A 25,090-nucleotide genomic window follows, 5' to 3' on the forward strand; every position below is an offset into this window, starting at 1 on the left:
ACCGGGTTTTTTGCAACAACTGTTCCAGATATACCGGTGCCTGTCACCGGTCTTGCGGCCTCACTTCGGCCTCATTTCGCCGGGGCCGGCTCCGTCTGCCGCGATCCTTCTTCCGGCTTGCCGTCGGTATAGGCCGGCACCTCGCGATGCTGGTGCGGGGCCGGCTTGCCCGGCAGCGGGGCCAGGGCGCGGGCTTTTTCGAGGTCGATGCCGGCCGCTTCGGCCACGCGGCGGCCGTAGTCCTCGTCGCAGTGCCAGAAGTGCCAGACCATGCGCAGGGCGATCTGTTCCGGGCACTGGCGCAGGTCGTCGCCCAGGTTCTTCACCAGTTCGTCGCGCTCCCAGTCCTCGAACGTGCGCCAGCGGTCGCCCGCCTGGCGATAGTCGTCCAGCGTGCGGCTGGTCTGGTAGCGGCCCAGGTGGCCCTCGACCCACTGGCGGTACTCCCTGGCTGGCTTGGGCGCTTCCTGCAGGCCGCCCAGGCTGCTCGGCTCGTAGTTGATGTGCTTATTGGCACCGCTGTCGTCCACGTAATACGCCATCTGCGCGTCGCGCTGGTTGGTGCGGGCGCGCGCGCCTTGCTGCGGCGCGTTGATCGGCAGTTGCAGGTAATTCGGGCCCACGCGGTAGCGCTGTGTGTCGGAGTACGACAGCGTGCGGCCTTGCAGCATCTTGTCGTCCGAAAAATCGATGCCGTCCACCAGCACGCCGGTTCCGAACGCCGACTGCTCGGTTTCGGCAAACACATTGTCCGGGTTCTTGTTCAACACCATGCGGCCCACGGGCAGCAGCGGGAACTGGTCTTCAGGCCAGCGCTTGGTGTCGTCGAGCGGATCGAAGTCCAGTTCGGGGTGGTCGTCGTCGCTCAGGATCTGCACGCAGAATTCCCATTCCGGATAGTCGCCGCGCTCGATCGCCTCGTACAGGTCCTTGGTGGCGTGGCCCACGTCGTGCGCCTGGATCTCGGCCGCCTGCGCCGCCGTCAGGTTGCGCACACCCTGCTTCGGCACCCAGTGGAACTTGACCAGGTGGGCGACACCCTCGTCGTTGACCAGCTTGTAGGTGTTGACGCCCGAACCTTCCATCTCGCGGTAGTTGGCGGGAATGCCCCATGGGCTCTTCACCCAGGTAACCATGTGCAGCGCTTCCGGCGAGTTCGACACGAAGTCGTAGAAGCGCCACGGTTCCTGGCGGTTCGTCACGGGATCGGGCTTGAAGGCGTGGATCATGTCCGGGAACTTGATCGCGTCGCGGATGAAGAAGATCTTCAGGTTGTTGCCGACCAGGTCCCAGTTGCCGTCGACGGTCTTGAGCTTGACGGCGAAGCCGCGCGGGTCGCGCGCCGTTTCCGGCGAATCCTTGCCGCCGATGACGGTGGAGAAGCGCACGAACACGGGGGTCTGCACGCCGGTCTCGTTCAGCACGCGGGCCCGGGTGTATTTCGATGCCGGTTCGTTGCCGATCTTGCCGTAGGCTTCGAAGTAGCCATGCGCGCCGGTGCCGCGCGCATGCACGACGCGCTCGGGAATGCGCTCGCGGTCGAAGTGCGTGATCTTTTCGATGAACTGGTAATTCTCCAGGGTGGCCGGGCCGCGCTCGCCGACGGAGCGCAGCGCCTGATTGTCGCGCACGGGGTGGCCCTGGCGGGTGGTAAGGATGGGGCGCTCGTTGCCTCCTCCCTCGTTGCTTGGCTTGCTGCTCATGGCTTTCCTTTCACTTTCGATGTGGCGGAGCGAAGGAATTGTAGTCGGCGCTCCCGGCACCCGGCGCGCGCCTGGGCTTCCTGCTAAGCTTGCGCTTTACGCAATGAAAGCCTTGCCCGTGAATCGAAAGCTCATCGCCGGCGCCGTGGCCGGCGCCATCCTGCTGGCCGGTGCCGGTACCCTGTATTACCTCGATAGGGCGGCGCCGCCGGGTGGGAAGGCGGTGGCGCCCGCCGTGCTCACGCCGGCCCAGGTCCGCACCGAACGCTTCTGGACCGCGCGCGTGGCGACGCTGGGCGGCACGGGCGCTGCCGGTTTCGCCGACGGGCCGGCGCGGCAAAGCGCCTTCGGCGATCCGTTCGGCGTGGCCGTGAGCCCGCGCGGCCTGGTCTACGTGGCGGACGGCGGCGAGAACAACCGCATTCGCACCATCGCGCCGGACGGCACGGTGGCCACGCTGGCCGGCAGCCGCGAGGGATTCGCCGACGGCAAGGGCGCGGCCGCGCTGTTCCATACGCCTTCGGCCCTCGCCCTCGATCACCTGGGCAACCTGTACGTGGCCGATACGGGCAACCACGCGATCCGCAAGGTGGCCGCCGACGGCACCGTGACGACGCTGGCCGGCAACGGCTCGCCCGGCTTCGCGGACGGCAAGGGCGATGCGGCACGCTTCGACGGTCCGGTCGGCATTGCCGTGGACGATGCCGGCATCGTGTACGTGGCCGACACCTACAACGACCGCATCCGCCGCATCGCCCCCGACGGCGCGGTGACGACGATCGCCGGAGGCGCGCAGCCCGGCGACGCGGATGGGCACGGACCGGCAGCCCGGTTCGATACGCCGGCCGGCGTTGCCGTGGCGGCCGATGGCTCGCTGTTCGTGGCAGACACGGGCAACCACGCCGTGCGCCGCATCGATACCGCCGGCCACGTGTCGACGGTGGCCGTGCCGGCGCCGGGCGAACGGCGCTCGCCGCTGCGCCGGCCCGTGGGCGTCGCCGTCACGCGCGACGGCTTCCTGTACGTGACCGCCGGTTCCGGCCGCGTGCTGCAATTCACGCCCGAAGGCGAGTATCGCCCGCTGGCCGATTACGATCGGCCGGCGGAGCCGGGGTATGGCAGCGACGGCACCGTGCACCTCTCGAGCCCGCGCGGCGTGGCCGTGCAGCGGGACGGCAAGGTGGTGGTGGCCGAAGGTCTTGGCTTCACGGTGGTGCGGCTGGCGCCCGCGGAGGAAGGACAGGCCGCCCCGCCGCAGCGGGTGCGGCCGCCGGCGCCGCGCCGCGACCAGCCGATGCCGTGGCCCGTGCTGCCGCAGGACGCGCCGCACGAAGTCGTGGGCGTGATGGGCGAGGTGCGCGGCAATTTCGAAGGCGACAGCCGCGACCACTTCCACATGGGCCTCGACGTGCGGGCGGACGTGGGCGCGAAGGTGGTGGCCGTGGCCGCGGCGAAGGTGACCGATCCTTACCCGAACTGGGGCTACGCCACGCTCAGCGAAGGCATGAGCGTGGGCACGCTGTCCTATATCCACATGAAGGTGGGCCGCGACCGGCGCGACATGCCGCTGGACGGGCGCTTCACCGTGCTCGCCGGCGCGCACGGGAAACCGGAACGCGTGCGCGTGCGGCGCGGCACCCGCTTCGCGGTCGGCGACACGCTGGGCACCGTCAACGGCATGGCCCACGTGCACCTCGACTACTTCCCCACGGGCGGCGTGGAAAACCCGTTGACCTTGCCGTTCGTCGGCCTGCGCGACACGGTGGCGCCGCGCATCCAGGGCATCGTGCTGCTGGCCGATGGCGGCAAGCGGCTGGGCGCGCCGCGCGTGAAGCGGGACAGGAAGTCGAAGGCGCCGCCCCCTGCACGGCGCGTGATCGTGCCGCGCGCGGTGCGCGAGGTCGATATCGTCGTCGACGCGTGGGACCAGATGGACGGCAACCTGGAACGGCGGCGCCTGGGCCTGTACAAGCTGGGCTTCCAGCTGCTGCGCGAAGACGGCACGCCGGCGCCGGGCTACGAGCAGCCGCGCATCACCCAGGTCTACGACCGGCTGCCGCGCAATCCCGACGCCGTGAAGCTCGTGTACGCGGCCAGCAGCGGCATCACGGTGTACGGCAGCGCGTCCACCCACTTCGCCTATGCGCTGAACAACCGGCTGGCCGACGGGCAGGTCAGCCCGGGCACGTGGGATGTGTCGGGGATCGAGCCCGGGAATTACACGCTGCGCATCCACGCGGCGGATTACGCGGGGAATGTGGCGGTGGAAGGGCGGGACTTGCCGATCACGGTCGAGTAGGCCGGTGCCGGTCGCTCCGCTGGAGAGGCATTGGTGTCGCACATCTTTTCCCCGCTTTTGGGGAAAAGGTGTGCGACACCGGTGTTCGGCCGATGCACATGCATCATGGGAAAACCGGTGTCTGACACTATTTCCGGTTCAAGCATCCGGAAATAGTGTCAGACACCAGCGCGTCGAGCATCCCGGACACCAGTGCGCTAGCGGCGGGGCCTCAGACCCCGCTCTCCCGGCGCTGCGCCGGCACCAGCAGCCGCAAGCGCCCATCCAGCGCCTCGAAATGCAGCGGCGTCGTCAAGGTGAGCACCTCGCCGTCGACGGCGGCCTTGATGCGCCTGCGGCCGTAGAACGGCGTGCGCACCGTCATGCGGCGAAAGCCGAAGGCGACCACGTCGTCCGTATCGCCCAGCCGCCCCAGCACGCCGTTGAACAGGATGCCGAGCATGCCCAGCTTGCCGGCGGGTTTCGGTGCCACGGCGGCCAGTTCGCCTTCGGCCACGTCTGGCGCCTGCTCGGTCAGGCCCACCTGTTCCATCTGCAGCCGGTTGTTCCCCACGAACAGCGTGTGCGTGCGCAGGTGCAGCGTGCGGTCTTCCGCTTCGAGCGTGAGGTTCAGCCTGCGGTGCGGCAGGAAGATCGTCTTCAGGGCGGAAAGGAATGCCACGACCCGGCTGCGCCCGTACTGCCGCTTGTCCTGCTCGCGCTCTTCCAGCAGCTTCGGGTACAGGCCGATGCTGGCGTTGACGAGGAAGATGCGCCCGTTGACGGAGCCGATCTGCACCGGGACGATGGTGGCGTCGACGAGCGCATGCACCGCCTCGGACAGGTCTTCCGGAATGCCGTGCGTGCGGCCGAAATAGTTGAACGTGCCCTGCGGCAGGGCACCGAACGGGCAGCCGTGCCTGACCGCCTCGCGCGCCACGGTGTTGATCGTGCCGTCGCCACCGGCCGCGACGAGAATGCCGCCGTTGGCACAGGCCTGCCCGGCATGGGCGGTCGCGGCTTTGTCGAGCTCTCCGCCATCCTCGACCAGGTGCAGGTGGTAACGCCGGCCCGCCGCGCTCAGCACTTCCTCGATGGCGGCCTTGCGCGCTTCCTTCTCGGCCGCGCCGGAGCCGGCGTTGAGCACGATGTACAGGGGCGCGTCGGCGGATACGGTGTCGGTCGTCATGATGTGACCAACTGTATCACCGAGCGGGCCGCCACGCGCGCACGAACGGCTGAGCGGGGCGGCCACGGCGGGTAGCGCTTACTGCGGCGCCACGCTCACGGCGGGCCGCGTCGGCGCCGCGGTGCCTTCGCCGATGTAGAAGCTCGTGTGCGGCGGCTGGTTGTAGCCGGCGTTCTGGCCGGCCACCTGCACGCGGTACTGGGCATCGTGCATCAGCGTGGGGATGCGGTGCGCGGTCGGGATCGTGGTGGAGAACACCAGGAGCTGCGTGTTGTCCGCCGTGCGCCACACCGCTTCCTCGCGCCAGTCGCCCAGGATGTCGGCGGACAACACCGGCGTGGCCTTGGTCCCATTGTTCGACGCGGCATTGTAGCCGGCGCCGTTGAGCACCGTCTCGAACGCGAAGGCCGCCGGGTTCCACTTGGAGATCGTCACGCCGTCCAGCGCTTCGCGCAGCAGATCGCCATCCCACCAGCTGGCGAAGTTCATGCTGCCTGGCCGGTTGGTCGAGATCTGCTGGCCGCTCACGTTGAACAGGCCGCCGCGCGAGGCCCAGCACTCGGCGCCGGGGTAGGCGGGATCGATGTCGTAGCACACGCCGCGCCCCACGTCGACCGTGGCCGGGGCACCCCACAGCAGGGCCCCGGTGGCGGCGTCGTGGAAGCTGGCGCCATTGCCCTTGTAGCACGCGGGGCTCTCGTGGACCATGTAGACCTGCTGGCCGGGGCGGGCCGGGTCGAACTTGCCCACGTGCAGCGCGTCGCCGTGGCACAGGCCCGTGCTGTACATCAGGTGGCCGTCGCTGCCGATGGTGGCGGCCCCGTAGATGATGTCGTCCTTGCCATCCTCGTTCACGTCGGCCACCGAGAACCAGTGGGCGCCCTGGCCGCGCGCCTCGGCGCCTTCGTTGTCGGTGTCGAACACCCAGCGGCTGGTCAGCTGGCCGTCGCGGTAGTCCCAGGCGGCGATCACGGCGCGCGTGTAGTAGCCGCGCGAGAAGATCGCGCTCGGACGGCGGCCGTCCAGGTAGGCCACGCCGCCCAGGAAGCGGTCGACACGGTTGCCGTAGTTGTCGCCCCACGAGCCGACGCTGCCGCGCGCCGGCAGGTAGTCGGTGGTGGCCAGCGCCTTGCCGGTGCGGCCGTCGAACACGGTAAGGAATTCCGGGCCGGTCAGGATGTAGCCGGCGCTGTTGCGGTAGTCGGCTTCCGGGTCGCCGATCACGGTGCCGCGGCCGTCCACGGTGCCGTCGGCCGTCTTCAGCATCACCTCGGCCTTGCCGTTGCCGTCCAGGTCATACACCACCATCGTCGTGTAGTGGGCGCCGGCGCGGATATTGCGGCCCAGGTCGATGCGCCACAGCTTCTTGCCGTCCAGGCGGTAGGCGTCGATATAGGTATTGCCCGTGTAGCCGCTCTGCGAATTGTCCTTGGCGTTCGTCGGCTGCCATTTCACGACCAGCTCGTATTGGCCGTCGCCATCCAGGTCGGCCGGCGTGCCATCGTTCATCTCGTAGGTGTAGGCCTGGCCGGCCGGCGTCACGCCGTCGGCAGGCTTGTCCAGCGGAATGCGCAGCACCGGCTCGGTCCAGGTGGGCAGCGCGTATTCTTCCTGCCCCTTCTTTTCCTTGCCGTCGACCACCGGGCGGATCAGGTAGCGCGCGCCGGCGCTGCCCGACGTGTCGGTGAAGTTGCTGACGGCGAGCGGCTCCGCATTGAGCTTCACGCCGTCGCGATAGAGATTGAAGCGGGTATCCGGGGCGTCGGTGCCGAGCACGCGCCAGCTGACGAAGATGTCGGTGCCGGCCGCGATGGCGACGGCGCCCCGATCGAGTTTTTCCAGCTTGCGTCCCGTGTCGGCATGGGCCGACTGCATCAGGCCGAGCGCCAGCAGGGCGATCGGTGCGAAGGTTTGTCTCATAGTGTTTTCACCTTGTTGGTACCACGATGGGAGCGCCCGCGGATGCACGGTGCATGCGCGGGCGCCGTCGCCGGCGCGCTTCCCCGTGCCGGGGCCGGGTTGCCGGTGGCCAGCCGTCACGCTGCGGCGCCAGCCGGCGCATGCGTTGCCGGCAGGCGGCCTGGCCGCGTGAATGGCAATCGAGTATCGGGAGCGGCCAGTTGGGTGTCAATCTGGCAGCCGGAAGCTCTCACCAAGATGAGCGGGAAGCAGGCTGCTGATATACCAGCGCCGAGGGGAAGGGATGACGGAGATGTTGCCCAGAACCGGGGTCCGACCCCGGTTCTGGGAAATGTTTCTAGGAACCGGGGTCTGACCCCGGTTGGGGGAAATGTTGCCGGATCGGGGAGCGCCGGTCGCCGGGATCCGGCTACGCTCGCCCGTGGCGGGAAACCTGGCGCGTCACGCCTTTGCGAAGGCCAGCAGGTCGGCGTTCACCTTGTCCTTGTGCGTGTCGGTCAAGCCGTGCGGCGCGCCCGGATAGACGATCAGCTGTGAACCCTTGACGATCCGCGCCGAGGCGCGGCCGGCCGCGTCGATCGGCACGATCTGGTCGTCGTCGCCGTGGATGATGAGGGTCGGCTTGTCGAACTTCGCCAGGTCGGCGCGGAAGTCGGTCTCCGAGAACGCCTTGATCGAGTCGTAGGTGTTCTTGTGGCCGCCCATCATGCCCTGCATCCACCACGACTGGATCAAGCCTTGCGAGACCTTGGCGCCCGGCCGGTTGAAGCCGTAGAACGGGCCGGATGGGATGTCCAGGTACAACTGCGAGCGGTTGGCCAGCTGGGCGTTGCGGATGCCGTCGAACACCTCGATCGGCAGGCCGTTCGGGTTGAAGGCGGTCTTCACCATGATCGGCGGCACGGCCGACACGAGCGCCAGCTTGGCCACGCGCCGCGTGCCGTGGCGGCCCACGTAGCGGGCGACTTCGCCGCCGCCCGTCGAGAAGCCGACCAGGATCGCGTCCTTCAGGTCCAGCAGTTCGATCAACTGGGCCAGGTCGTCGGCATAGTGGTCCATGTCGTTGCCGTCCCACGGCTGGCTGGAGCGGCCGTGGCCGCGGCGGTCATGCGCGATCACGCGGAAGCCGTTGTTGGCCAGATGGATCATCTGCGATTCCCAGCTGTCCGAGTTCAGCGGCCAGCCATGGCTGAACACGATCGGCTGGCCCTTGCCCCAGTCCTTGTAGTAGATCTCCACGCCGTCGCGGGTGGTGAACGTGCTCGCCGTCTTGCGCAGCGGTTTTTGCGGCGCAGCCAGCGCCTCGCCGGCCAATCCGGCGGCCAGCGGCAGGGCGGCCAGGGCGGCAAGGCCCGTGCTGCCCAACAGGGCCGAACGGCGGGACTGGTTCACTTGCTTGTCGTCTTGCGTGGTCATGATGATCTTCCTTCCGGGTAATTGGTTGATGTTTTTCCGTGTGCTAGATTCGCAGCATTCCCGCTCGGGCCTGCTGTTCGTCATCGCGATGAAGAGCATGGTAGGGGACCGGGCAGCATGTTGAGAATGGGCAAGGCTGCAAAGCCGCTTTGCAAAAATGCAGATCCGCCGGAAGGCAGAACAAGAACACCACCCAAAGGCGCCAATGACGACCGACTTCGACTGGAACGACATTCCGCTGATCCTGGCGCTGGCGCGCTCGGGCAGCATGAGCGCCGCCGGGCGCGAGCTGGGCGTGGACGGCTCGACGATCAGCCGGCGCATCGCGGCGGCCGAAAAGGCCTTGAACCTGCGGCTGTTCTCGCGCGACACCATGCGCTGGAACCTGACGGAGGCGGGGCAGGTGTTCGTGCGCTATGGCGAGGGGGTGTACGGCAGCGTGCAGAGCATGCTGCTCGCCTCCACCCGCGAGGCGGACAGCCTGGCCGGGCCGGTGCGCCTGTCCGCCATCGACTTCCTGTTCGACCATTGGCTCGTGCGCCACCTGCCGGCATTCGCGGAGCGCCACCCTGAAGTGGAAGTGCAGCTGATGGCGGACAACCAGAACATCTCGTTCACCCGCCGCGAAGCCGATTTTGCGTTGCGCCTGGCCCAGCCCGTGGACGATGCCGCCGTGCTGATGCGCCGCCTGGGCGAGATCGGCTGGGCCGTCTATGGCGCGCCGCGCTTTGCCGGCCTGCCGCGCGAGGAGTGGGGCGCGCAGCCCTGGATCGCGCACGAGGAAGCCAAGGCCAACCTGCCGGAGATGCGCTGGCTGGCGCGGCTCGAACCGAGTCCCCGTATCGCCCTGCGCGTGAACAGCCTGTCGACGATGGTGCATGCCTGCCGCGCCGGCGCCGGCCTGGCGCTGCTGCCGTGCATCCTCGGCGAGGATGAAGGCCTGGTGCGGCTCTCCGCGCGCGCCGAGGTGTTCCGGGAGCTGTGGCTGCTGAGCCACCGCGACGCGGGCGCGATCGGGCGCTTCAAGGTCGTCGCGGCCTGGCTGGCGCAGGTGTATGAAGAGAGCCGCCAGCGGCTGTGCACATGAAGGAGGCGCGATGAACATCCTGGTAACGGGCAGCAGCGGCCACCTGGGCGAGGCGCTGGTGCGCGTACTGCGCGATATCGGCCACCACGCGGTGGGCATCGACGTGCTCGCGTCGCCGTTCACGGACGTGGTGGCCTCGAACACCGACGGTGGCGCGCTGCGGGAGGCGATGCGCGGCATCGACGCCACGCACCTGCGGCCGCCGTGCCTCGTGTATGATGGAACGACCGTGCTATTAAGACAATAGCGGCTATTCCACGAGGAGACGGCATGGACCTGAACTATTCGGCCGAGGATGAAGCATTCCGTGCGCAGGTGCGCGAATTCCTGGCGGCGAACCTGCCGCCGGACCTGCGGCACAAGGTGCGCCACCACCTGAGGCTGGGCAAGGAAGACTACGTGCGCTGGCACAAGATCGCCGCCGCGCAGGGCTGGGCCGCCCCCGGTTGGCCGGTCGAATACGGCGGCACGGGATGGAACGCCGTGCAGCGCCATATCTGGGACGAGGAATGCGCGCTGGCCGGCGCGCCGCAGATCCTGCCGTTCGGGGTCAATATGGTGGCCCCCGTCATCATGGCGTTCGGCAGCGCCGGGCAGAAAGCCCATTACCTGCCGCGCATCCTGAACTGCGACGACTGGTGGTGCCAGGGTTACTCGGAACCGGGCGCAGGCTCCGACCTGGCTTCGCTGACGACCACCGCGGTACGGGACGAGACGGGCGAGCACTACATCGTCAACGGCCAGAAGACGTGGACCACGCTGGCCCAGCATGCCGACATGATCTTCTGCCTCGTGCGCACCGATCCGGCGGCGCGCAAGCAGGACGGCATTTCCTTCCTGCTGATCGATATGAAAAGCCCCGGCATCACGGTGCGGCCCATCACCATGCTGGACGAGGAGCACGAGGTCAACGAAGTGTTCTTCGACAATGTGCGGGTACCGGTCGCCAACCTGGTCGGCCGCGAAAACGAGGGCTGGACCTATGCGAAGTTCCTGCTCGGGCACGAGCGCACGGGCATCGCGGGCGTGGGCCGCAGCAAGCGCGAGCTGGGTTTCCTGAAGGCGCTGGCGGCGAAGCAGTGCGTGAGCGATGGCACGCTGCTGGACGATCCGCTGTTCGCCGCCCGCGTCGCCCAGGTGGAGATCGAATTGATGGCGCTGGAAGTGACCGTGCTGCGCACCATCGCGCGCGAGGACAAGGGGCCGGGGCCCGAGGCGTCGCTGCTGAAGATCAAGGGTACCGAGGTGCAGCAGCTGTTGACCGAGCTGATGCTCGACGCGGCGGGCCCGGCGGCGCTGCCGTTCGATGCCGACTACCTGGAAGGGCGCCACGAGCACGCGGCTGGCGGCGACGCGGCTTCCGATCATGCGCCGCTGGCGGCGTATTACTTCAACTACCGCAAGACGTCGATCTACGGCGGCTCGAACGAAATCCAGAAGAACATCATCGCCCGGATGATCCTGGGCCTGTGAGGAGACGGCATGGACTTTGAACTGAAGGAGGAACAGCGGCAACTGGCCGACGCGCTGCGCCGCTGGATCGAACGCGACTACACGTTCGAGACGCGCCGGAAGATCGTCCATTCGCCGTCCGGCACGTCCACGCAGGCGTGGAACACGATGGTCGAGCTGGGCCTGACGGCGCTGCCGGTGCCGGAAGCGCAGGGCGGCTTCGGCGGCAGCGCGGTGGACATGTTCGTGGTGATGCAGGAGCTGGGGCGCGGCCTCGTGGTCGAGCCGTACTTCCCCACGGTGCTGGGGGCGCGCATCCTGCAACTGGCCGGCGGCCAGGAAGAACTGCTCCAACGGGTCGCCGCGGGGCAGGCGAAGCTGGCCTGCGCGTTCGGCGAGGCGCAGTCGCGCCACGACCTCTCCGACATCGCCACGAAGATGACCGGGCCGGCCGATGCGCCGGCGGTGTCGGGCGTGAAGACCGGCGTGGAGGGCGGCGGCCAGGCGGATTGCTTCATCGTGTCGGCGCGCGGCCATGGCGGCCAGCGCGACCGCGACGGCATCGCGCTGCTGCTGGTCGAGGAAGACACCACCGGCCTCGTGATCCGCGACGGCCGCACGATCGACGGCCGCCGCACGGCCGGCGTCACGTTCGACCACGCCCCGGCCACGCTGCTGGCCGGCCCCGGCGATGCCTGGCCGCTGCTGGAGGCGGCGGCCGATTACGGCGCGGCGCTGCTGTGCGCGGAAAGCGTGGGCGTGATGGATGCGCTGTTCGCCGCCACGCTCGACTATGTCAAGACGAGAAAACAGTTCGGCGTGCCGATCGGCAGCTTCCAGGCGCTGCAGCACCGCATGGCGGACATGTTCATCCACCTGGAGCAGGCGCGCTCGATGGCCATGCTGGCCGCCGTGAAGGTCGATTCAGCCGATGCGGAAGAGCGCCGCCGCGTCGTCTCCGCCGCCAAGGCGCGCGTGGGCGAGGCGGGCCGCTTCGTCGGGCAGCAGGCGGTGCAGCTGCATGGCGGGATGGGCGTCACGGACGAGCTGCCGGCGGCGCACTGGTTCAAGCGCTTGACGGCGATCGGGGTGACGCTGGGGGATGTGGATTACCACGTGCGGCGGTTTGCGGGGCTGGAGGGGTTCCGGGTGGCGGGGTGAGAAAGCCGGACTCCGACATTGTGACATCGACTACGGCAGGGAAAACCGGTGTCGTACACCTTTTCTCCTGTGGAGAAAAGGTGTACGACACCAAGGCATCGAGACTTCGAGCGTCCGGGTGGATTCAGAAAAACACGGCGGTCCGCGTCACGATCGTGCCGTTGTTCGTGTACGGCCCCGTGGCGCGCACGGCGCCCGTTTCCGGCTTGCCGTCGTCGAGCTTGGCGTCGATCTGCTCGGCGAAGCTGTCGGGCAGGTTGTCGAAGCGGATGCCGTTGCCGCCGCGGCCGCCGACCACGTCGTTGTAGATGTACACGGCGCCGCCGTGCGCGCTCGTCATGAAATCGGTGGTGCCGTTGAACGAGCCGGTGATGAAGCCGCCCAGCGCCAGGTGCTGGGGGGCGAGCTGGTATTCGGCGATCTGGCCATCGCCATTGCCGTTGCCGCTCGCGCCGGGCACATGGGCCACGGCCTGGGCATCGTCGCCGGGCAGGGCGCGGAACTTGTCCTGGTAGGCGTTGACGGCGGCCTGCAGCGAGGTGGCCTGCTGGATCACGTTCTTGACCTTGGCGTTGTCGATCAGGCTCTGGCCCTTCAGCACGCCGCCGAGCAGCAAGCCGATAATGACGAGCACGATCGCGATCTCGACCAGCGTGAACCCGTGTGACCGGGCCGGGTGGAGCGAAATAGGTTGCAAAGTATTACTCCTAGCTACTATCCAATAGCACGCATCTTACAGCCCCGGTGGGTTTAGCGCATCTGCCCGCGTGTCCGGTGCGCGGCCGCCCCCTCCAGCGCGCGCAGGCGCCCCTCGAGGAAGCGGATTTCGTTGGGGTCGTCGACCGTGCCGGAAGCCAGCAGCGCCCCGGCGACGGCCCGCGCACTGTCGAGTTCGTTCATGTCTTCCAGGATGAACAGCTCGAGCTGGCGCGCCCAAGGCGGCGCGCCGGGCGCGTGCAGCCGGAGGGCCTGCGCATAGCGCCGCGCCAGCGCCATGTCCTGCAGCCGATGGCGCGCTACCAGGGCCGCCTGGCCCATGTCGGGCCAGCGGTGCGCCGGATCGGCGGCAAAGGCCCGCTCCACGACCGCGAGCATGACCCGCACCCGCGCCGGGTCTTGCACCGCCGCATAGACCTGGCTTGCCGCCACCAGCGGTTGCCGGCTGCGCGGGTCGAGTGCCAGCGCGCCGTCCAGCCAGCCGGCAACGTGGCCGTAATCGAGCTCGCGCAACGGGATGCCGGCATCGAAGGCATGCAGGTACAGCATCACGGCGCGGGCCGCCGCCGGGCCGTCACCCAGGCTGGCCAGGCGCAGCGCGACGGCGGGTGGCGCGGCCGGCAGCGCGGCCGCCGGTGCCGGCGGGGCGGAAACCAGGGCGTGCAGAGCACACTGCGCGCCCAGGGCGGCCAGCAGCAGCGCAAGCACGGCGGCGGGAGCCCGGCGGCGCATCAGAATTCCTTGCGGTACAGGTCGAAGAGCGCGGCGCCGCCCAGCAAGGCCAGGTAGATGGCGCTCTGGCCTGCCACGAAGGCGGCGTCGCGCGCGCTGCCGGTGCCGTAGAGCAGCCACTCGGTGCGCGCGAAAGCGTCGAGCCGGGGCAGCACGAAGGCGAGCAGGTCGGTGCCGGCCGCGATCACCCGCTGGCCGGCGTCCTGCGCCGCGCCGTGCCCGGCCTGCTGCAATGCCGTCACGCTGCGCGCGAGCAGGTAGAAACCCGCAGTGGCGGAAAGCGAGGGCAGCGCATGCTGCAAGCTGAGGGTGCAGAACACGCCGAACGCGGCCACGATCCACAGCTCGCCCAGCAGCGCGAAGGTCCACAGCGCCACCTGCGCCGGCGGCGCGGCCAGGGCGAGCAGGGCTCCGGCCAGGCCCGCCGGCAGCAGCGCCAGCAGGGCGCAGCCGGCCAGGCGGCCCAGCAGCCAGGCGGCGCGCGGCCAGGGCAGCGCCATCGCCAGCTCCACCTGCCGGTCGCCGTATTCGCGCACGATGGCGGTCACGGCGAAGATGCCGACCACCCCGGCGGCGGCCAGGCGCAGCAGCGCGGCCAGCAGCGCAATGCCGGTGGCGCGGCCCTCGGCCGGCACCACTTCCTGCAGGAAGCCGGCCAGCGCGACGGCGCCCAGCGCCAGCGCCGCGAGCAGCCACAGCAGGCGGCCGCGCAGCGCTTCCTTCAGCGTGGCAGCGGCGATCGCCCGGATCGCCGCATTCATCGGCACATCCTCATGGCAGGCGGCCGGCGGCCACCATGCGGTTGAACAGGATGTTCGGCGACACCCACACGACCAGGTCGTCGTAGGCGCCGCCCGGCAGGGCGGCGTTGTCGCTGGCGCCGCGTGCGATGTAGGCGGTACCCGCGGGATTCATATTGGCTTTTTCATCCACGTTGCCGGTGCCCGCGTCCGCCGCCCGCACGCCCAGGTCGGAGTAGCCGCCATAGCCGTTCTTGCCGGCCGACAGGATCACGGCCGGGATGTCGTTCGGCGCGGTGGCGGCCACCAGGTTGCCCGCCGCGTCGCGCGTGGCGACCGTGATGTCGCGCGCGGTCGCCAGGCGGAACCGCAAGGCGCTATCGGCGAAGTCCGGCGTCACGCTGTACATGAACACATGGCCCCAGCTGTCGAGCTTGGGCATGCCGAGCGTGGCCCAGGGCAGCATGCCGGCGCGGCGCTCGCCGGCGCAGCGGTCGCCGTCGCGCGCCTCGAGGCCGTTGGTGGCGGAAATGGCGGGGCAGGGCAGGTAGCCGTTGCGCACGGCGAATCCCAGCAGCGCCTCGCGCGCCTCCTCGAGGGCGCGCTGCGTATCGGCGGCACGGCGCTGTTCCAGCTGGGTGGACAGCGGCGTGATCAGGCCGCCGATCAGGAAGCCGACGACGACGAGCACGATCGCGATCTCGACCAGGGTGAAGCCATGTGGGGAACGTGTGCGCTGTCGCATCGGGGTGGTCATGGCAGCGCCCGGGCGGCCGCCATCCTTTCATACAGGGGGGTGAGGGGAATCCCGATCAGCAGGTCGTCGAACGGACCGCCCGGCGTCCCCGGATCGGCGCTGGCGGGGCGGCGCACGAATTCGGCGACGCCGATGTCGTTGGCGATTTCATCGACGTTGTTGCGCGCGGCATTGGCCTGGGGCAGCCCGGCCGTGCTGGTGCCCAGGTTGGCGCGGCCTTGTGAGTACACGACGGCGGGCAGGCACTGGGCATAGATCAGGCACTGGTCCTGGCCTGCCTCGTAGCGCAAGTTGCCGGCGCCGTCGCGCGTGAGGATGCGCTTGGTGGCCACGGCCGACAGCCGGAGCACCGGCGTCACCGTGTAAGCCGGCGTCACGCTGTAGCGCAGCCGCTTGCCCCAGCTGTCGGCCCCCTCGACGCCCAGGGTGACCCACGGCAGGAAGCCGCTGCAGTCGGCCTCGCCGGCGCAGCGCTCGGGGCGTTCGCGGCCATCCGTCGCGGAGATGGCCGGGCGCGGCAGCCGGCCGTGCGTGCTCGCGAAGCCCACCAGCGCATCGCTGGCCTGCGCGAGGATGGCTTGCGTGCGGCGCTCGCGCTGGCGTTCCACGTCGCTGCGTCCGAAGGCGCCGATGAGCACTGCCGCGAAGCCGAGGCTGCCGATCGCCAGCAGCACGAGAAGGGCGCTGCCGCGCTGCCGCCGGGGGTCAGCGTGCGTCCTGGATCGTGCCATTGGTCGGGTCGTAGCGTTGGCCGGGCTTGACGAGGATGCGGCCGGCCGGCGTGTCGAGCGGAATCGCGCTGCCGGGTGGCAGCCTGGCCAATGTCGTTTCGCGCGGCTCGCCGTCGATCCAGATGGTGGCGCGGCCGTCGCTGCGGCGTACCATGCCGGTGAAGCGCGTGGCCGCGGGCGGGGGCGCGGGAAGCACCGGCGTGACGGACGTGGCCTCCGGCTGCTGCGGCATCGCCGCGGCGGCCGGCGCGCTGGTGCGGTGGCGTTCATAGTTCACCCGCTCGTCCGGCGTCGTGAACAGGCGGCCGAGGCCCGGCTCCATGTATTGCGCCGCAGCCGGCGGCGCCGCCAGCGCCGCATGGGCGGCGAACAGCGCGGCGAACAGCGGGCGCATCATCGTGCCACCCTGCCGCGCCGCGGGTCCGGCGTCAGCGTCAGCCAGTTCAGCACGCAGTCGGCCGACAGGTTCGCACCGGGCGCGCCGGCGCCGCTGGCCACGCGCCGGATGCTGCATTCCTGGACGGTGAAGACGCCGTGCTGCCGCAGGTCGCCGAGGAAATTGAACAGGTCGAGTTCGTGCAGCAGGTCCATGTGGATGCTCATCCGGCTGCCGCGCAACTGGTAGTCGCCGGTGGCCAGCCGGCCTTCGATGCGGTAGGGCTGCTGGGGCTCGACCTCGTAGGTCAGCGGCAGCAGGCGCCGGCGTTCCTGGATCTGGCGGATCGCGTCGACCCAGTCCAGGCGGTTTTCGGCGCCGACGAAGTGCCGTTGCCGCAGTTCCACGAACAGCGGCTGGTAGACCCGGATCTCCTGCTTTTCCGACTCGGCGTACAGGAAGCGGGCGCGCGCCGCATCGCGCTGCCCGCGCGCCTGCTGCTCGTCGCGCCGCGACTGGTCGAGTTCGAGGTAGCTGGCCGCGACACACGCGCAGCCGATGGCGCCGGTGATCACGAACGTGGTGACGGCTGCCCGGATCAGGGCGAAGTCGCGCAGCCAGTAGGGCAGCGGCAGCCGCACGGGCGTGGCGGTCGGGCGGGAACTCAGGGCTTCCATTTCACGTCCAGTGTAAACTTGTTCTGCTCCTGCCCGCCAGCCGGCGCGCCCACCTTGCCGCTCAGCTTGGCGGTGGGCCGGATGTCGATCGGCAAGTCCATGATTTCCACCGAGATGTTCGGCATCCCCGCCAGGCGCTGCGCGAAGGCATTCATCTGGCCGAGCACGTGGCGGTAGTCGTTCGGGCCTGCCAGCACTTCAGCCTGCAGGCGCAGGGTTTGCGGTGGTGCCTTTGGAATGCCCAGCGCCGTGGAGGAAACGGGCGCGGCGAGCGCCGGGCCGGCTGCCCCGCCTTCGTGCGCGCGCACGTTCGGCGCGTCGGGTACCTCGGCGCGCCAGTCGATCTGCACGATACGGATCTGCGGCGACCGCTCCAATGCGGTGCTGACCATGCGCATCATCGCGGCAGGCCACGGCCCCTGCCGGGCGACGGTGCGTTCGATCGATACCGCGGCGCGCATGTTCACGGTCTTGTCGGCCGCCGGCGGCATGTTCGACATGCTGCGCGCGTAGTTGGCGCGGTAGTGCGCCGTTTCGGAACGCAGGGCACTGGCGTTCTCGTTGGCGATCGCGAAACTGGCCAGGTTGAGCACCGACCAGACCACGGAGGCGGTGGCGAGCACCGCGCTGGACGCGTACAGCGACAGGCGGATGCGCAGCAGGCGGTAGTAGTTGCCGGCGTCGCCGGTCGGATAGTGGCTAGCGGGCGCATGCCGGCCCAGCATCGCGAGCAGCGTCGGTTCGGCCACGTGCGTGGCGGCGCCGCCGGCGGCGGCGTGCACGCCGAGCGCGGCGGCCGCCGTTTCCAGCGGCACGAAGTGAAAGATCGTTTCCGGGCTGTTTTCACTGTCGGCCGGCAAAGGCCCGACCTGGTCGGCGGGAGCGAGCACGACGACGTGCAGCACGTCGCCCCTGTTCAGCAGGTGGATGCTGTGGAGGAACTGCCGGGTGCGCTCCGTCTGCCGGGCCAGCGAGGACACCGGTTCGTCTTCCTGTGTTGCCTGCACCAGGCGCGAGAACTTCACGGTGCCGCTGCGGAAATAGGTCTGGCGCAGGCCGGCAGTCTGCCAGCTGACCAGCAGCACGTGCGGATGGCGCATCGCAAGCCGCTGCAGGACGTCCCGTCCCAGGATGGCGCAGGAATAGATGCCCGCCAGCGGCGTCTGCATCAGTTCCATCGCGTCCACCCAGGGTGTCAGCAGCAGCGGATTGGTCAGCGCGGTAAACAGGACCTCGTCGTCGCGCCGCCCCTCCTCGCTGCGCCCCTGCACCACGGCGGCGCGGTACGGCGTATCGCGGTAGTGCTGCGCCAGGCGGCGCTGGCGCAGCTTGCGCCCGGCGCGGCCGCGCACGTGCGGCAGCAGCAGGCGCGTGAAGTCTTCCTCGATGAGGTCGGTGAGCAGCCAGGCCGGCCGGTTGCCGTGCTGGTCCAGGTAGGCGAGGAAATCGTCCAGTCCGGCCCGCGTGGCGGGGAACACGTCCGGCCCCGACAAGGTGTTGCGCCGCCACTGCCACGCGTGCAACTGGTCGCTGGTGAGATAGAAGAGCTGCTTGTCCGCCATGTCAGATCCTGATCGCGCTGATCGTGTCGTAGATCGGCCCCAGCACCGAGAGCATGATCCAGCCCAGCAACAGGCCCAGCACGACCGTCATGGTCGGTTCGATCATTGCCTGGACCCGCTCGATCTGTTCGCGCACCTCGCGATTGTAGAAGTAGGCCACGTTGCGCAGCGCGCCATCCAGGGCGCCGGTGGCCTCGCCGACCTTCAGCATGCGCACCACCAGCGGCGGGAAGATGCCGGTGAGGCCGAACGCGCCGCTGACGCTGTGGCCTTGCGAGATCAGCTGCGCGGCATGGCGCAGCGCGGCCGCGACCGCCCGGTTGCCGGCGATGCCTTCGGAGAGCCGGATGCATTCCAGGATCGTGATGCCCGAGCCGTACATCATCGCGAAGAACGTGGCGAAGCGGGCCAGGATGATCTTTTGCAGCACCGGGCCCACCGGCCAGACGCGCAGCTTGAACCGGTCGAAGGCGAACGCGCTGCGCTCGTTGCGGCGCAGCCACCAGCGCCCGCCCAGGAACAGCGCCACCGGCGCGGCGAGCAGCACGTACCAGTAGTGGATGAAGACATTCGATACCGCGATCAGCGCGCGCGTGTGCAGCGGCAGGTCCTGGCCCATGTTGCGGATGAAGCTCGTCAACTGCGGCACCAGGTAGATCATCAGGAAGAACGTCACCGCGGTGACCACCACCAGCACGATGGCCGGGTAGGTGACGATCTTCTTCGCCTGGGCCGCCAGCTCGTCCTGCCATTTCAGGCTGTCGGCCAGGTTGCGGAACACTTCGTTGACCTTGCCGCTTTCCTCGCCGGCCTTCACCAGGCTCGTGAACGTCTGGTCGAACGCCTCCGGGTAGTTGGCCAGCGCCGCGGACAGCGGCACGCCGCCCTCGATGTTCTCGATCAGGTCGGTTATGATCTCGCGAAAGCGCGGATGGTCCATCGATTCGCGCAAGTCGTTCAGCGCATCGAGGATCGGCACGCCGGCGCTGGCCATCTGCTCCATGTGGAAGCAGAAGTTGATCAGGTCGCGCCGGTCGATGCGGCGGCGCCCCAGCGCGATGACCTTCTGGCGCGACTGCCGGTACTCGATCAGGTCGAGGTCCATCCTGGACAGGCGCAGCTCCAGGTCGGGCACGTTCAGCGCATCCATATTGCCCGGCACGATCTGGCCGGACGCATCCATCGCGCGGTAGATGTACTGCGGCATGTCAGGCCAGCCTGTCGGTCAGGTCGACGACGCGCGAGATCTCGTCGATCGTCGTCACCCCTTGCAGCACCCGGCGCATGCCGTCGTCGACCAGCGAGCGGAAGCCGGCGGCGCGGGCGGCGGCGCGCAGCTCGCGCACGGCGGCGCGGCGCGCCACCATCTCGTCGAGCTCGGCGTTCATCTTCAGCAGTTCCATGATCGCCACGCGGCCCTTGTAGCCCTGGTGGCCGCAGCGCTCGCAGCCCACGGCACGGTAGATGGTGGCCGGCGGATCTTCCGCGCCGAGGCCCAGCAGCCGGCGCTCCAGGTCGTCGGCCTGGAAGCCCTCGCGGCAGTGCATGCACAGGCGCCGAACGAGCCGCTGGGCGATGATGCCGATGATGTTCCCGGCCAGTACGTCGGCGATCACGCCGATGTCCAGCAGCCGCGGGATCGCGCCCACCGCCGAATTCGTGTGCAATGTGGAATAGACCTGGTGGCCCGTCATCGCGGCCGCCAGCGCCATGTCGGCCGTTTCCTTGTCGCGGATCTCGCCGACCAAGATCACGTCCGGATCCTGGCGCAGGATGGAGCGGATGCCGTCGGCGAACCCCAGCTTGGCCGCCTCGTTCACCGAGGTCTGGCGGATCATGTTCATCGGGTATTCGACCGGGTCTTCCAGCGTCATGATGTTGACGCCCTCGGTGTTGATGTGATTGAGGATCGAGTACAGCGTGGTGGTCTTGCCGCTGCCCGTCGGCCCGGTCACGAGGATCAGGCCGTCGGGGCGGGCGATCATCAGCTTCAGCAGGTCGAGCTCGTGCTCGGCCAGGCCCAGGCCGTCGAGCGGCACGATGCCTTTCTGGCGGTCCAGCACGCGCAGCACGAAGTTCTCGCCGTGCGTAGTCGGTTGCGCGCTGGCGCGAAAGTCGATCTGCCGGCCGGAGAACTTGATCGAGATGCGTCCATCCTGCGGGGCGCGGGTCTCGGCGATGTTCATGTTGCTGATCACCTTCAGCCGCACGGCCATCGCCGGCCAGTACGACTTGTGCAGGCTGCGGATCTGGCGCAGGATGCCGTCGATGCGGTAGCGGATGCGCAGGAAACTCTGTTCGGGCTCGAAGTGCACGTCGGAGGCGCCGTTCTGCACGGCGTCGGCCAGCAGCGCGTCGATCAGGCGCACCATCGGATGGCTGTATTCGTCGGTCGTGCCCTGGTAGCTCGCGTCGCCCGTTTCGATCTCCTGCAGGATGCCGTCGATCGACAGCTCGAAGCCGTAGTACTGGTCGATGGCGCGGGCGATGTCGGAATCGTTGACGAGTAGCGGCGTGATCGTGATGCCCTTGACCAGCATCGCGTGGATCTGGTCCAGCGCCACGATATTGCTGGTATTGGACATGGCCAGCACCAGGTTGTCCCTGTCGCGCTCGTAGACGATCGGGAACACGCTGTAGCGCTTGGCGACGTCCTTCGGGATCAGCTTGAGCGCGATCGCATCGACCACCAGGCTGTTCAGGTCGGCCGATTGCGTGTTGAGGTTTTCCGACAGCGCCTGGCGGATCGTGGCTTCCGTGACGAAGCCCATGCCGACCAGCAGCTTGCCCAGCGGCTCGCGCTCGCGCTTCTGCTCGATCAGGGCGATGCGCAGCTGGTCCTCGCTGATCACACCCTTGTCGATCAGCAGCTTGCCGATAGGCTTCTTGATGCGTTCTGCCATCGCGTTCAATTCCCCGGCGCCGGCGCGGGGGCGGAGGCGGGCGGTGCGGCGGGCACCCCATCGCCGGCGGGAGCCAGCTCCTGCAGCCGTCGCTGGACCGCGGCGCGGTCGAACGTGGCGCCACCGGCGGCCGCGAGCGCCAGCGCTCGCTGGTAATAATCACGTGCCAGCCGGCCCTGGTTCAGCCGGTCGAGGCCGATCGCCAGGTTGAACGCATAATCGGCGTTGGCCGGTGCCGCGCTCCAGGCGCGGAAATAGGCCTGCTGCGCCTCCTGCCAGCGGCCCTGGCGGGCGTACAGGTTGCCGAGCGCGAACAGCACGGGGGCCGATTCGGGATGATTGCGCAGCACGCCGCGCAGCCGTACCTCGGCACGGTCGCCGTCACCGGGCCGCAACGCGGTCAGGCCGGCGATCGCTTCGACGTCGCGCGGGTTGAGGGCCAGCAAACGGCTGTAGTAGCCGGCCGCCTCGTCGTCGCGCCGCTCGCGCAGCGCCACGGCGGCGCTGCCGAGCAGGGCGTCGCGGTTGTTCGGGTTGCTGCGCAGGGCTGCCGCGTATTGCTGACGGGCGGTCGCCAGGTCGCCGGCGTTGAACGCGGCATAGCCCGCCTGGACCGCGGGCGCGACGGCCGGCGCGGCATCGTTGCGGGCAACCTGCACGTCCGCTGGGGCCGCCCCCGGCGCGGCGGCGGCCGGCGACGGCTGCACGGTCGGGCCCGGCTCGGCGTCGGCACCCGGCGGCAGCGTGGAAGGCAGGCCCTGCGTGCGCACGGCGCGCTCGGCCCATTCCCCCGCGTCGCGCATGGCTTCAGCCCGCATGGCCGGATCCGGGATGGCCGCCAGCTGCTCCGCCGTGGGGCCGACGGGCGCCAGATTGGCGCGCGCCCGCGGGGCAGGCCGCGGCCGCGTTTCGACCGGGGCCGGCGTCGCGACGGCCACTTCCTGCGCGGCCACGGCGGGCGCGGCCGGGGCAGCCGGCGCGGCGGGCGCAGCCGGCGCGGCCGGACCGAGCGGCCCGAAAGGCGGGCCCGCGGGCGCCACGACGATGCCGCCATCGCCGCCAGCACCCGCCGCGTTGGTGGCACCGGTGGCGCCGGTGGCGCTCGGTGGCGGCATCGGCACCATGGGCAGGCTGGCACCGGGACCGGGACCGTTCAGCGCCTGCCAGTACAGGTAACCGAAGGTTGCCGCCACGATGACCAGCAAGCCGGACAAGCCGGCGACGCGCAGCCGCGCCACGTCGATACCTGCCGCCTTCGCATCGCGCTCCACCGTGGGGCGCGGCACGGCGCGCCGCTCCGGCGCGCCCGGCGCACGCCGCGGGGCCTCGCTGTCGGGGCGCGGCGCGGCGCGCGCGTCGGCCACGGGGATGGCCTCGGGATCGGGCCGTGCGCGGCCGCCTTCATGGCGGGCCTGCCGCGGCACGGGGTTGTGGGCCGCTTCCAGCGCAGGCTCGATCGCGGCCGGCGGCGGTGCCGGCTCCATGGATGGTTCCATGCGCGCCGGGGGCACCGAACGCTCGTCGAGCGGCTCGAGGCTCAGTTCCAGCCCCCCGGCCGCCCTGGCCGGCGGCAGCTCCGGATCGTGCAGGTCAGCATCGTGCAGGTCAGCATCGTGCAGGCCCATGGCGGAGGCCGGCGCCTCGCGGTCGTGCGTGGCATCGGGCACTTCTTCTTCCTGCAGGCCGCTCTGGCGCGCCCGCTCGGCCTTTTTCAGCGCTTGCATCAACAGGCTCATGGCGACCCTTTCGGCGTCGAAACACCATACGGCTCCCGGCCGAGGGGAGCGGTACCTGGAATGAGGTAGCGCAGGTCCTTGTAGTCGCCTTCCATGCTGGCATCCTTGACCACCACGGCGCGCAGGAAGATCACCAGTTCGGTCTTCGATACCAACTCGTCACGATGGGCCAGCAAATCGCCCAGCACGGGAATGCGCGACAGTACCGGCAACCCGTTCTTTGTATTGTCGATCGAGTCCTGCATCAGCCCGCCCATCACGGCCATCTGGCCGCTGTGCAGCTTCATCACGGACTCGAGCTCGCGCGCCTGGATGACCGGCACGTTGCTCGTTACCCCGAGGCGCGTCAGTTCGGGGTTCGGGTCCCGCACCTGGCCGACGATGCGGGTGATGGTGGGGCGCACGTTCAGCGTCACCTCGCCCTCGTCGGAGATCTGCGGCGTCACGCTCATCACGAAGCCGACCGGCACGGTTTCCACGCGCGATTCGTAGGTGGCCGGCGCCGACACGCCGCCGGAGGAGTTGGTGACCGCCGGCGTCACCTTCAGGGTGAAGAAGATGCTGTTGTCCACGACCTTCAGCAGGGCGGTCTGGTTGTTCAGCACCGACAGTTTCGGGCTCGACAGCACCTGCACCTTGCCGAACGATTCGAGCAGCTGGATGGCCGTGCGGATATTGCCGATCGCGCTCATCGGATTGGCATAGGTCAGGCTGAACATGCCGTTCTCGTTGACCTGCGTCCCCGTCAAGGGCATGTTGCCGGTCGTCGTCATGTTGCCTTGCCCGAAAACGGCGCCGCCACTGGCGAGGCGCTGCCAGTTGATGCCTTGCTGGTACTGGTCGGACAGGCGCACTTCCAGGATGGTCGCTTCGATCATCACCTGCCGCTTGGCGGCGGCCTGCAGCGAGTCGAGGAACTCGCGCACCTTGTCGTGCTGGCGGCTGGTGGCGCGCACGGTAACGATGCCGCCCTCCGGGTTGACGATGACGGAAGGCGCGTTGCGCTGCGCGGCCGCGCGGCCTTGCGCGGTGGCGGCCTGCACGCCCGGATAGTTCGCGTCCGTCGGCTGGGTGGCGCCGGCCGCCGGCGTGAAGGCGCTCTGGAAACCGCCCGCTTGCAGCGCGCCGGACTGCCCGGGCTGCTGGTTCTGCGCCGCGCCTCCTTGCTGGCCGGCTTGCTGCCCCGGCTGCTGGCCGGCCTGGCCCTGCTGCGACAGCGCGGCGGTCTGTTCGCGCAACTGCGCCAGGGGATCGGTGAGCGCGTCGTTCAGGTTCGTGGGCCGCAACATGTCGCGGATATTCTTTTCCAGGTTGTACCAGAAATTATTGTCGGCGCGGTTCGCCACCGCCGTCGTCGAATTGTTATTGCCGGAGGCAGGGGAGGCACCGGCCCCCTGCACCGTGCCGGTGCCCGTGTTCGAGCCCGTGTAGCTGGTACCGGCACCGCCGCCGCCGGTGGTCGAAATCTGCGTGGCGATATTGACGTTGCTGTTGGTCGTGCGCGCGATGTTCACGTAATCGATGCGGTAGTTGCGCCAGTGCGGTTCGTCCGGCAGCACCAGCAGCGTGCTGCCGTCGATTTCGTAGCGCATGTCGACCTGCCGCGCGATCCGCTCCAGTAACTGCTGCAAGGTCTGGTCGAGCGCGTTCAGCGTGACCACGCCGCCGATGGCCGGGTGCACGTCGACATTCATGCCCGCGTCGCGGGCCAGCGCGAACAGCACCGATTCCACCGGCGCGCGGTGCACCGTAACGCTGAACGTCTCGGCCCTGGCCGCCGGCTGCGGCGGCGGCAGCACGGCGCTTTGCTGTACCGGCTCGGGGATCGCCCCGGCCGGGCGCGGCGCCTCGGTCACATGGGCCGGCGAGACGGGCAGCTTCGGCGCGGCGCAGGCGCCGAGCAGGGAACAAAGCATGGTGGCCGCGATTTTTCTCATTCTTGTCAATGCCGGA

At 69.3% G+C, this 25,090-nt stretch carries 21 protein-coding genes; 5 read left to right on the forward strand and 16 right to left on the reverse strand.

Annotated elements, in window-relative coordinates; translation table 11 throughout:
- Positions 1–71 precede the first annotated feature (71 nt).
- The gene (locus V6Z91_RS21965) at positions 72–1,703 is read right to left on the reverse strand and encodes a catalase (protein WP_338761174.1); all 1,632 of its coding nucleotides are present in this window, start codon (positions 1,701–1,703) and stop codon (positions 72–74) included.
- Between the two features lie 118 nt (positions 1,704–1,821).
- Between V6Z91_RS21965 and V6Z91_RS21970 the strand changes: the two genes are divergently transcribed.
- Entirely contained in the window at positions 1,822–4,002 is a 2,181-nt protein-coding gene (locus tag V6Z91_RS21970; protein ID WP_338761176.1) for an NHL repeat-containing protein, read from the forward strand.
- 211 nt (positions 4,003–4,213) lie between these two features.
- Here the strand turns inward: V6Z91_RS21970 and V6Z91_RS21975 are convergent, their stop codons facing one another.
- The 3 genes from V6Z91_RS21975 to V6Z91_RS21985 all read right to left on the reverse strand — a co-directional run bounded on the left by V6Z91_RS21975 (position 4,214) and on the right by V6Z91_RS21985 (position 8,506).
- Positions 4,214–5,170 carry a diacylglycerol kinase family protein gene (locus tag V6Z91_RS21975; protein ID WP_338761179.1) on the reverse strand — a complete coding sequence of 319 codons (957 nt, stop codon included), beginning with the start codon at positions 5,168–5,170 and terminating at the stop codon, positions 4,214–4,216.
- Between the two features lie 78 nt (positions 5,171–5,248).
- Complete coding sequence (locus V6Z91_RS21980) at positions 5,249–7,090, reverse strand: rhamnogalacturonan lyase (RefSeq protein ID WP_338761182.1); 1,842 nt, start codon at positions 7,088–7,090, stop codon at positions 5,249–5,251.
- A 441-nt stretch (positions 7,091–7,531) separates the two neighbouring features.
- Positions 7,532–8,506: an alpha/beta hydrolase gene (locus V6Z91_RS21985; protein ID WP_338761185.1), complete on the reverse strand. Its 975-nt coding sequence runs from the start codon at positions 8,504–8,506 to the stop codon at positions 7,532–7,534.
- Positions 8,507–8,711: 205 nt separating this feature from the next.
- On the opposite strand from V6Z91_RS21985, the gene V6Z91_RS21990 reads away from it, so the two are divergent.
- From V6Z91_RS21990 to V6Z91_RS22005, 4 genes are read left to right on the forward strand one after another with little or no spacing between them, the layout of a single operon-like run.
- The gene (locus V6Z91_RS21990) at positions 8,712–9,593 is read left to right on the forward strand and encodes a LysR family transcriptional regulator (RefSeq protein ID WP_338761188.1); all 882 of its coding nucleotides are present in this window, start codon (positions 8,712–8,714) and stop codon (positions 9,591–9,593) included.
- Positions 9,594–9,603: 10 nt separating this feature from the next.
- Positions 9,604–9,840: an NAD-dependent epimerase/dehydratase family protein gene (locus tag V6Z91_RS21995; RefSeq protein ID WP_338761190.1), complete on the forward strand. Its 237-nt coding sequence runs from the start codon at positions 9,604–9,606 to the stop codon at positions 9,838–9,840.
- 23 nt (positions 9,841–9,863) lie between these two features.
- Positions 9,864–11,066, forward strand: coding sequence for an acyl-CoA dehydrogenase family protein (locus V6Z91_RS22000; RefSeq protein WP_338761192.1), 1,203 nt, complete (start codon positions 9,864–9,866; stop codon positions 11,064–11,066).
- 9 nt (positions 11,067–11,075) lie between these two features.
- Positions 11,076–12,206, forward strand: coding sequence for an acyl-CoA dehydrogenase (locus V6Z91_RS22005; protein ID WP_338761194.1), 1,131 nt, complete (start codon positions 11,076–11,078; stop codon positions 12,204–12,206).
- Positions 12,207–12,330: 124 nt separating this feature from the next.
- On the opposite strand, the gene V6Z91_RS22010 is transcribed toward V6Z91_RS22005, so the two are convergent.
- From V6Z91_RS22010 to mshL, 12 genes are read right to left on the reverse strand one after another with little or no spacing between them, the layout of a single operon-like run.
- Positions 12,331–12,903 carry a prepilin-type N-terminal cleavage/methylation domain-containing protein gene (locus tag V6Z91_RS22010; RefSeq protein ID WP_338761197.1) on the reverse strand — a complete coding sequence of 191 codons (573 nt, stop codon included), beginning with the start codon at positions 12,901–12,903 and terminating at the stop codon, positions 12,331–12,333.
- Positions 12,904–12,956: 53 nt separating this feature from the next.
- A complete protein-coding gene (locus V6Z91_RS22015; protein ID WP_338761200.1) occupies positions 12,957–13,655 on the reverse strand; it encodes a hypothetical protein in 699 nt (232 codons plus the stop codon).
- A complete protein-coding gene (locus V6Z91_RS22020; RefSeq protein WP_338761203.1) occupies positions 13,655–14,416 on the reverse strand; it encodes an ABC transporter permease in 762 nt (253 codons plus the stop codon). The genes V6Z91_RS22015 and V6Z91_RS22020 overlap by 1 nt, the downstream gene beginning before the upstream one ends.
- 10 nt (positions 14,417–14,426) lie before the next feature.
- On the reverse strand, positions 14,427–15,152 hold the full coding sequence (locus V6Z91_RS22025; protein WP_338761206.1) for a type II secretion system protein: 726 nt from the start codon (positions 15,150–15,152) through the stop codon (positions 14,427–14,429).
- A complete protein-coding gene (locus tag V6Z91_RS22030) occupies positions 15,149–15,883 on the reverse strand; it encodes a hypothetical protein (protein ID WP_338761209.1) in 735 nt (244 codons plus the stop codon). The genes V6Z91_RS22025 and V6Z91_RS22030 overlap by 4 nt, the downstream gene beginning before the upstream one ends.
- On the reverse strand, positions 15,858–16,280 hold the full coding sequence (locus tag V6Z91_RS22035) for a hypothetical protein (protein ID WP_338761212.1): 423 nt from the start codon (positions 16,278–16,280) through the stop codon (positions 15,858–15,860). The genes V6Z91_RS22030 and V6Z91_RS22035 overlap by 26 nt, the downstream gene beginning before the upstream one ends.
- Positions 16,277–16,936: a hypothetical protein gene (locus V6Z91_RS22040; RefSeq protein WP_338761214.1), complete on the reverse strand. Its 660-nt coding sequence runs from the start codon at positions 16,934–16,936 to the stop codon at positions 16,277–16,279. Before V6Z91_RS22040 ends, V6Z91_RS22035 begins: the two co-directional genes overlap by 4 nt.
- A complete protein-coding gene (locus tag V6Z91_RS22045) occupies positions 16,924–18,498 on the reverse strand; it encodes a hypothetical protein (protein WP_338761215.1) in 1,575 nt (524 codons plus the stop codon). Before V6Z91_RS22045 ends, V6Z91_RS22040 begins: the two co-directional genes overlap by 13 nt.
- A gap of 1 nt (position 18,499) precedes the next feature.
- Entirely contained in the window at positions 18,500–19,705 is a 1,206-nt protein-coding gene (locus V6Z91_RS22050) for a type II secretion system F family protein (protein WP_338761217.1), read from the reverse strand.
- A gap of 1 nt (position 19,706) precedes the next feature.
- Positions 19,707–21,401, reverse strand: a complete 1,695-nt coding sequence (locus V6Z91_RS22055) for an ATPase, T2SS/T4P/T4SS family (RefSeq protein ID WP_338761220.1) — start codon at positions 21,399–21,401, stop codon at positions 19,707–19,709.
- A 5-nt stretch (positions 21,402–21,406) separates the two neighbouring features.
- The gene (locus tag V6Z91_RS22060) at positions 21,407–23,125 is read right to left on the reverse strand and encodes a tetratricopeptide repeat protein (RefSeq protein ID WP_338761222.1); all 1,719 of its coding nucleotides are present in this window, start codon (positions 23,123–23,125) and stop codon (positions 21,407–21,409) included.
- An 8-nt stretch (positions 23,126–23,133) separates the two neighbouring features.
- On the reverse strand, positions 23,134–25,053 hold the full coding sequence (gene mshL, locus V6Z91_RS22065) for a pilus (MSHA type) biogenesis protein MshL (RefSeq protein ID WP_338761225.1): 1,920 nt from the start codon (positions 25,051–25,053) through the stop codon (positions 23,134–23,136).
- Between the last annotated feature and the right edge of the window lie 37 nt (positions 25,054–25,090).

This window comes from Massilia sp. METH4 (assembly GCF_037094685.1).
In the GTDB taxonomy this organism is placed as follows: Bacteria; Pseudomonadota; Gammaproteobacteria; order Burkholderiales; family Burkholderiaceae_D; genus Rugamonas.

Excerpts from the sequence above, each read along its gene's own strand:
- V6Z91_RS21965 (WP_338761174.1), bottom strand. The coding sequence starts at position 1,703 with ATGAGCAGCAAGCCAAGCAACGAGGGAGGAGGCAACGAGCGCCCCATC.
- V6Z91_RS21975 (WP_338761179.1), bottom strand. The coding sequence starts at position 5,170 with ATGACGACCGACACCGTATCCGCCGACGCGCCCCTGTACATCGTGCTC.
- V6Z91_RS21980 (WP_338761182.1), bottom strand. The coding sequence starts at position 7,090 with ATGAGACAAACCTTCGCACCGATCGCCCTGCTGGCGCTCGGCCTGATG.
- V6Z91_RS21985 (WP_338761185.1), bottom strand. The coding sequence starts at position 8,506 with ATGACCACGCAAGACGACAAGCAAGTGAACCAGTCCCGCCGTTCGGCC.
- V6Z91_RS21990 (WP_338761188.1), top strand. The coding sequence starts at position 8,712 with ATGACGACCGACTTCGACTGGAACGACATTCCGCTGATCCTGGCGCTG.
- V6Z91_RS21995 (WP_338761190.1), top strand. The coding sequence starts at position 9,604 with ATGAACATCCTGGTAACGGGCAGCAGCGGCCACCTGGGCGAGGCGCTG.
- V6Z91_RS22000 (WP_338761192.1), top strand. The coding sequence starts at position 9,864 with ATGGACCTGAACTATTCGGCCGAGGATGAAGCATTCCGTGCGCAGGTG.
- V6Z91_RS22005 (WP_338761194.1), top strand. The coding sequence starts at position 11,076 with ATGGACTTTGAACTGAAGGAGGAACAGCGGCAACTGGCCGACGCGCTG.
- V6Z91_RS22015 (WP_338761200.1), bottom strand. The coding sequence starts at position 13,655 with ATGCGCCGCCGGGCTCCCGCCGCCGTGCTTGCGCTGCTGCTGGCCGCC.
- V6Z91_RS22020 (WP_338761203.1), bottom strand. The coding sequence starts at position 14,416 with ATGAATGCGGCGATCCGGGCGATCGCCGCTGCCACGCTGAAGGAAGCG.
- V6Z91_RS22025 (WP_338761206.1), bottom strand. The coding sequence starts at position 15,152 with ATGACCACCCCGATGCGACAGCGCACACGTTCCCCACATGGCTTCACC.
- V6Z91_RS22030 (WP_338761209.1), bottom strand. The coding sequence starts at position 15,883 with ATGGCACGATCCAGGACGCACGCTGACCCCCGGCGGCAGCGCGGCAGC.
- V6Z91_RS22035 (WP_338761212.1), bottom strand. The coding sequence starts at position 16,280 with ATGATGCGCCCGCTGTTCGCCGCGCTGTTCGCCGCCCATGCGGCGCTG.
- V6Z91_RS22040 (WP_338761214.1), bottom strand. The coding sequence starts at position 16,936 with ATGGAAGCCCTGAGTTCCCGCCCGACCGCCACGCCCGTGCGGCTGCCG.
- V6Z91_RS22045 (WP_338761215.1), bottom strand. The coding sequence starts at position 18,498 with ATGGCGGACAAGCAGCTCTTCTATCTCACCAGCGACCAGTTGCACGCG.
- V6Z91_RS22050 (WP_338761217.1), bottom strand. The coding sequence starts at position 19,705 with ATGCCGCAGTACATCTACCGCGCGATGGATGCGTCCGGCCAGATCGTG.
- V6Z91_RS22055 (WP_338761220.1), bottom strand. The coding sequence starts at position 21,401 with ATGGCAGAACGCATCAAGAAGCCTATCGGCAAGCTGCTGATCGACAAG.
- V6Z91_RS22060 (WP_338761222.1), bottom strand. The coding sequence starts at position 23,125 with ATGCAAGCGCTGAAAAAGGCCGAGCGGGCGCGCCAGAGCGGCCTGCAG.
- mshL (WP_338761225.1), bottom strand. The coding sequence starts at position 25,053 with ATGCTTTGTTCCCTGCTCGGCGCCTGCGCCGCGCCGAAGCTGCCCGTC.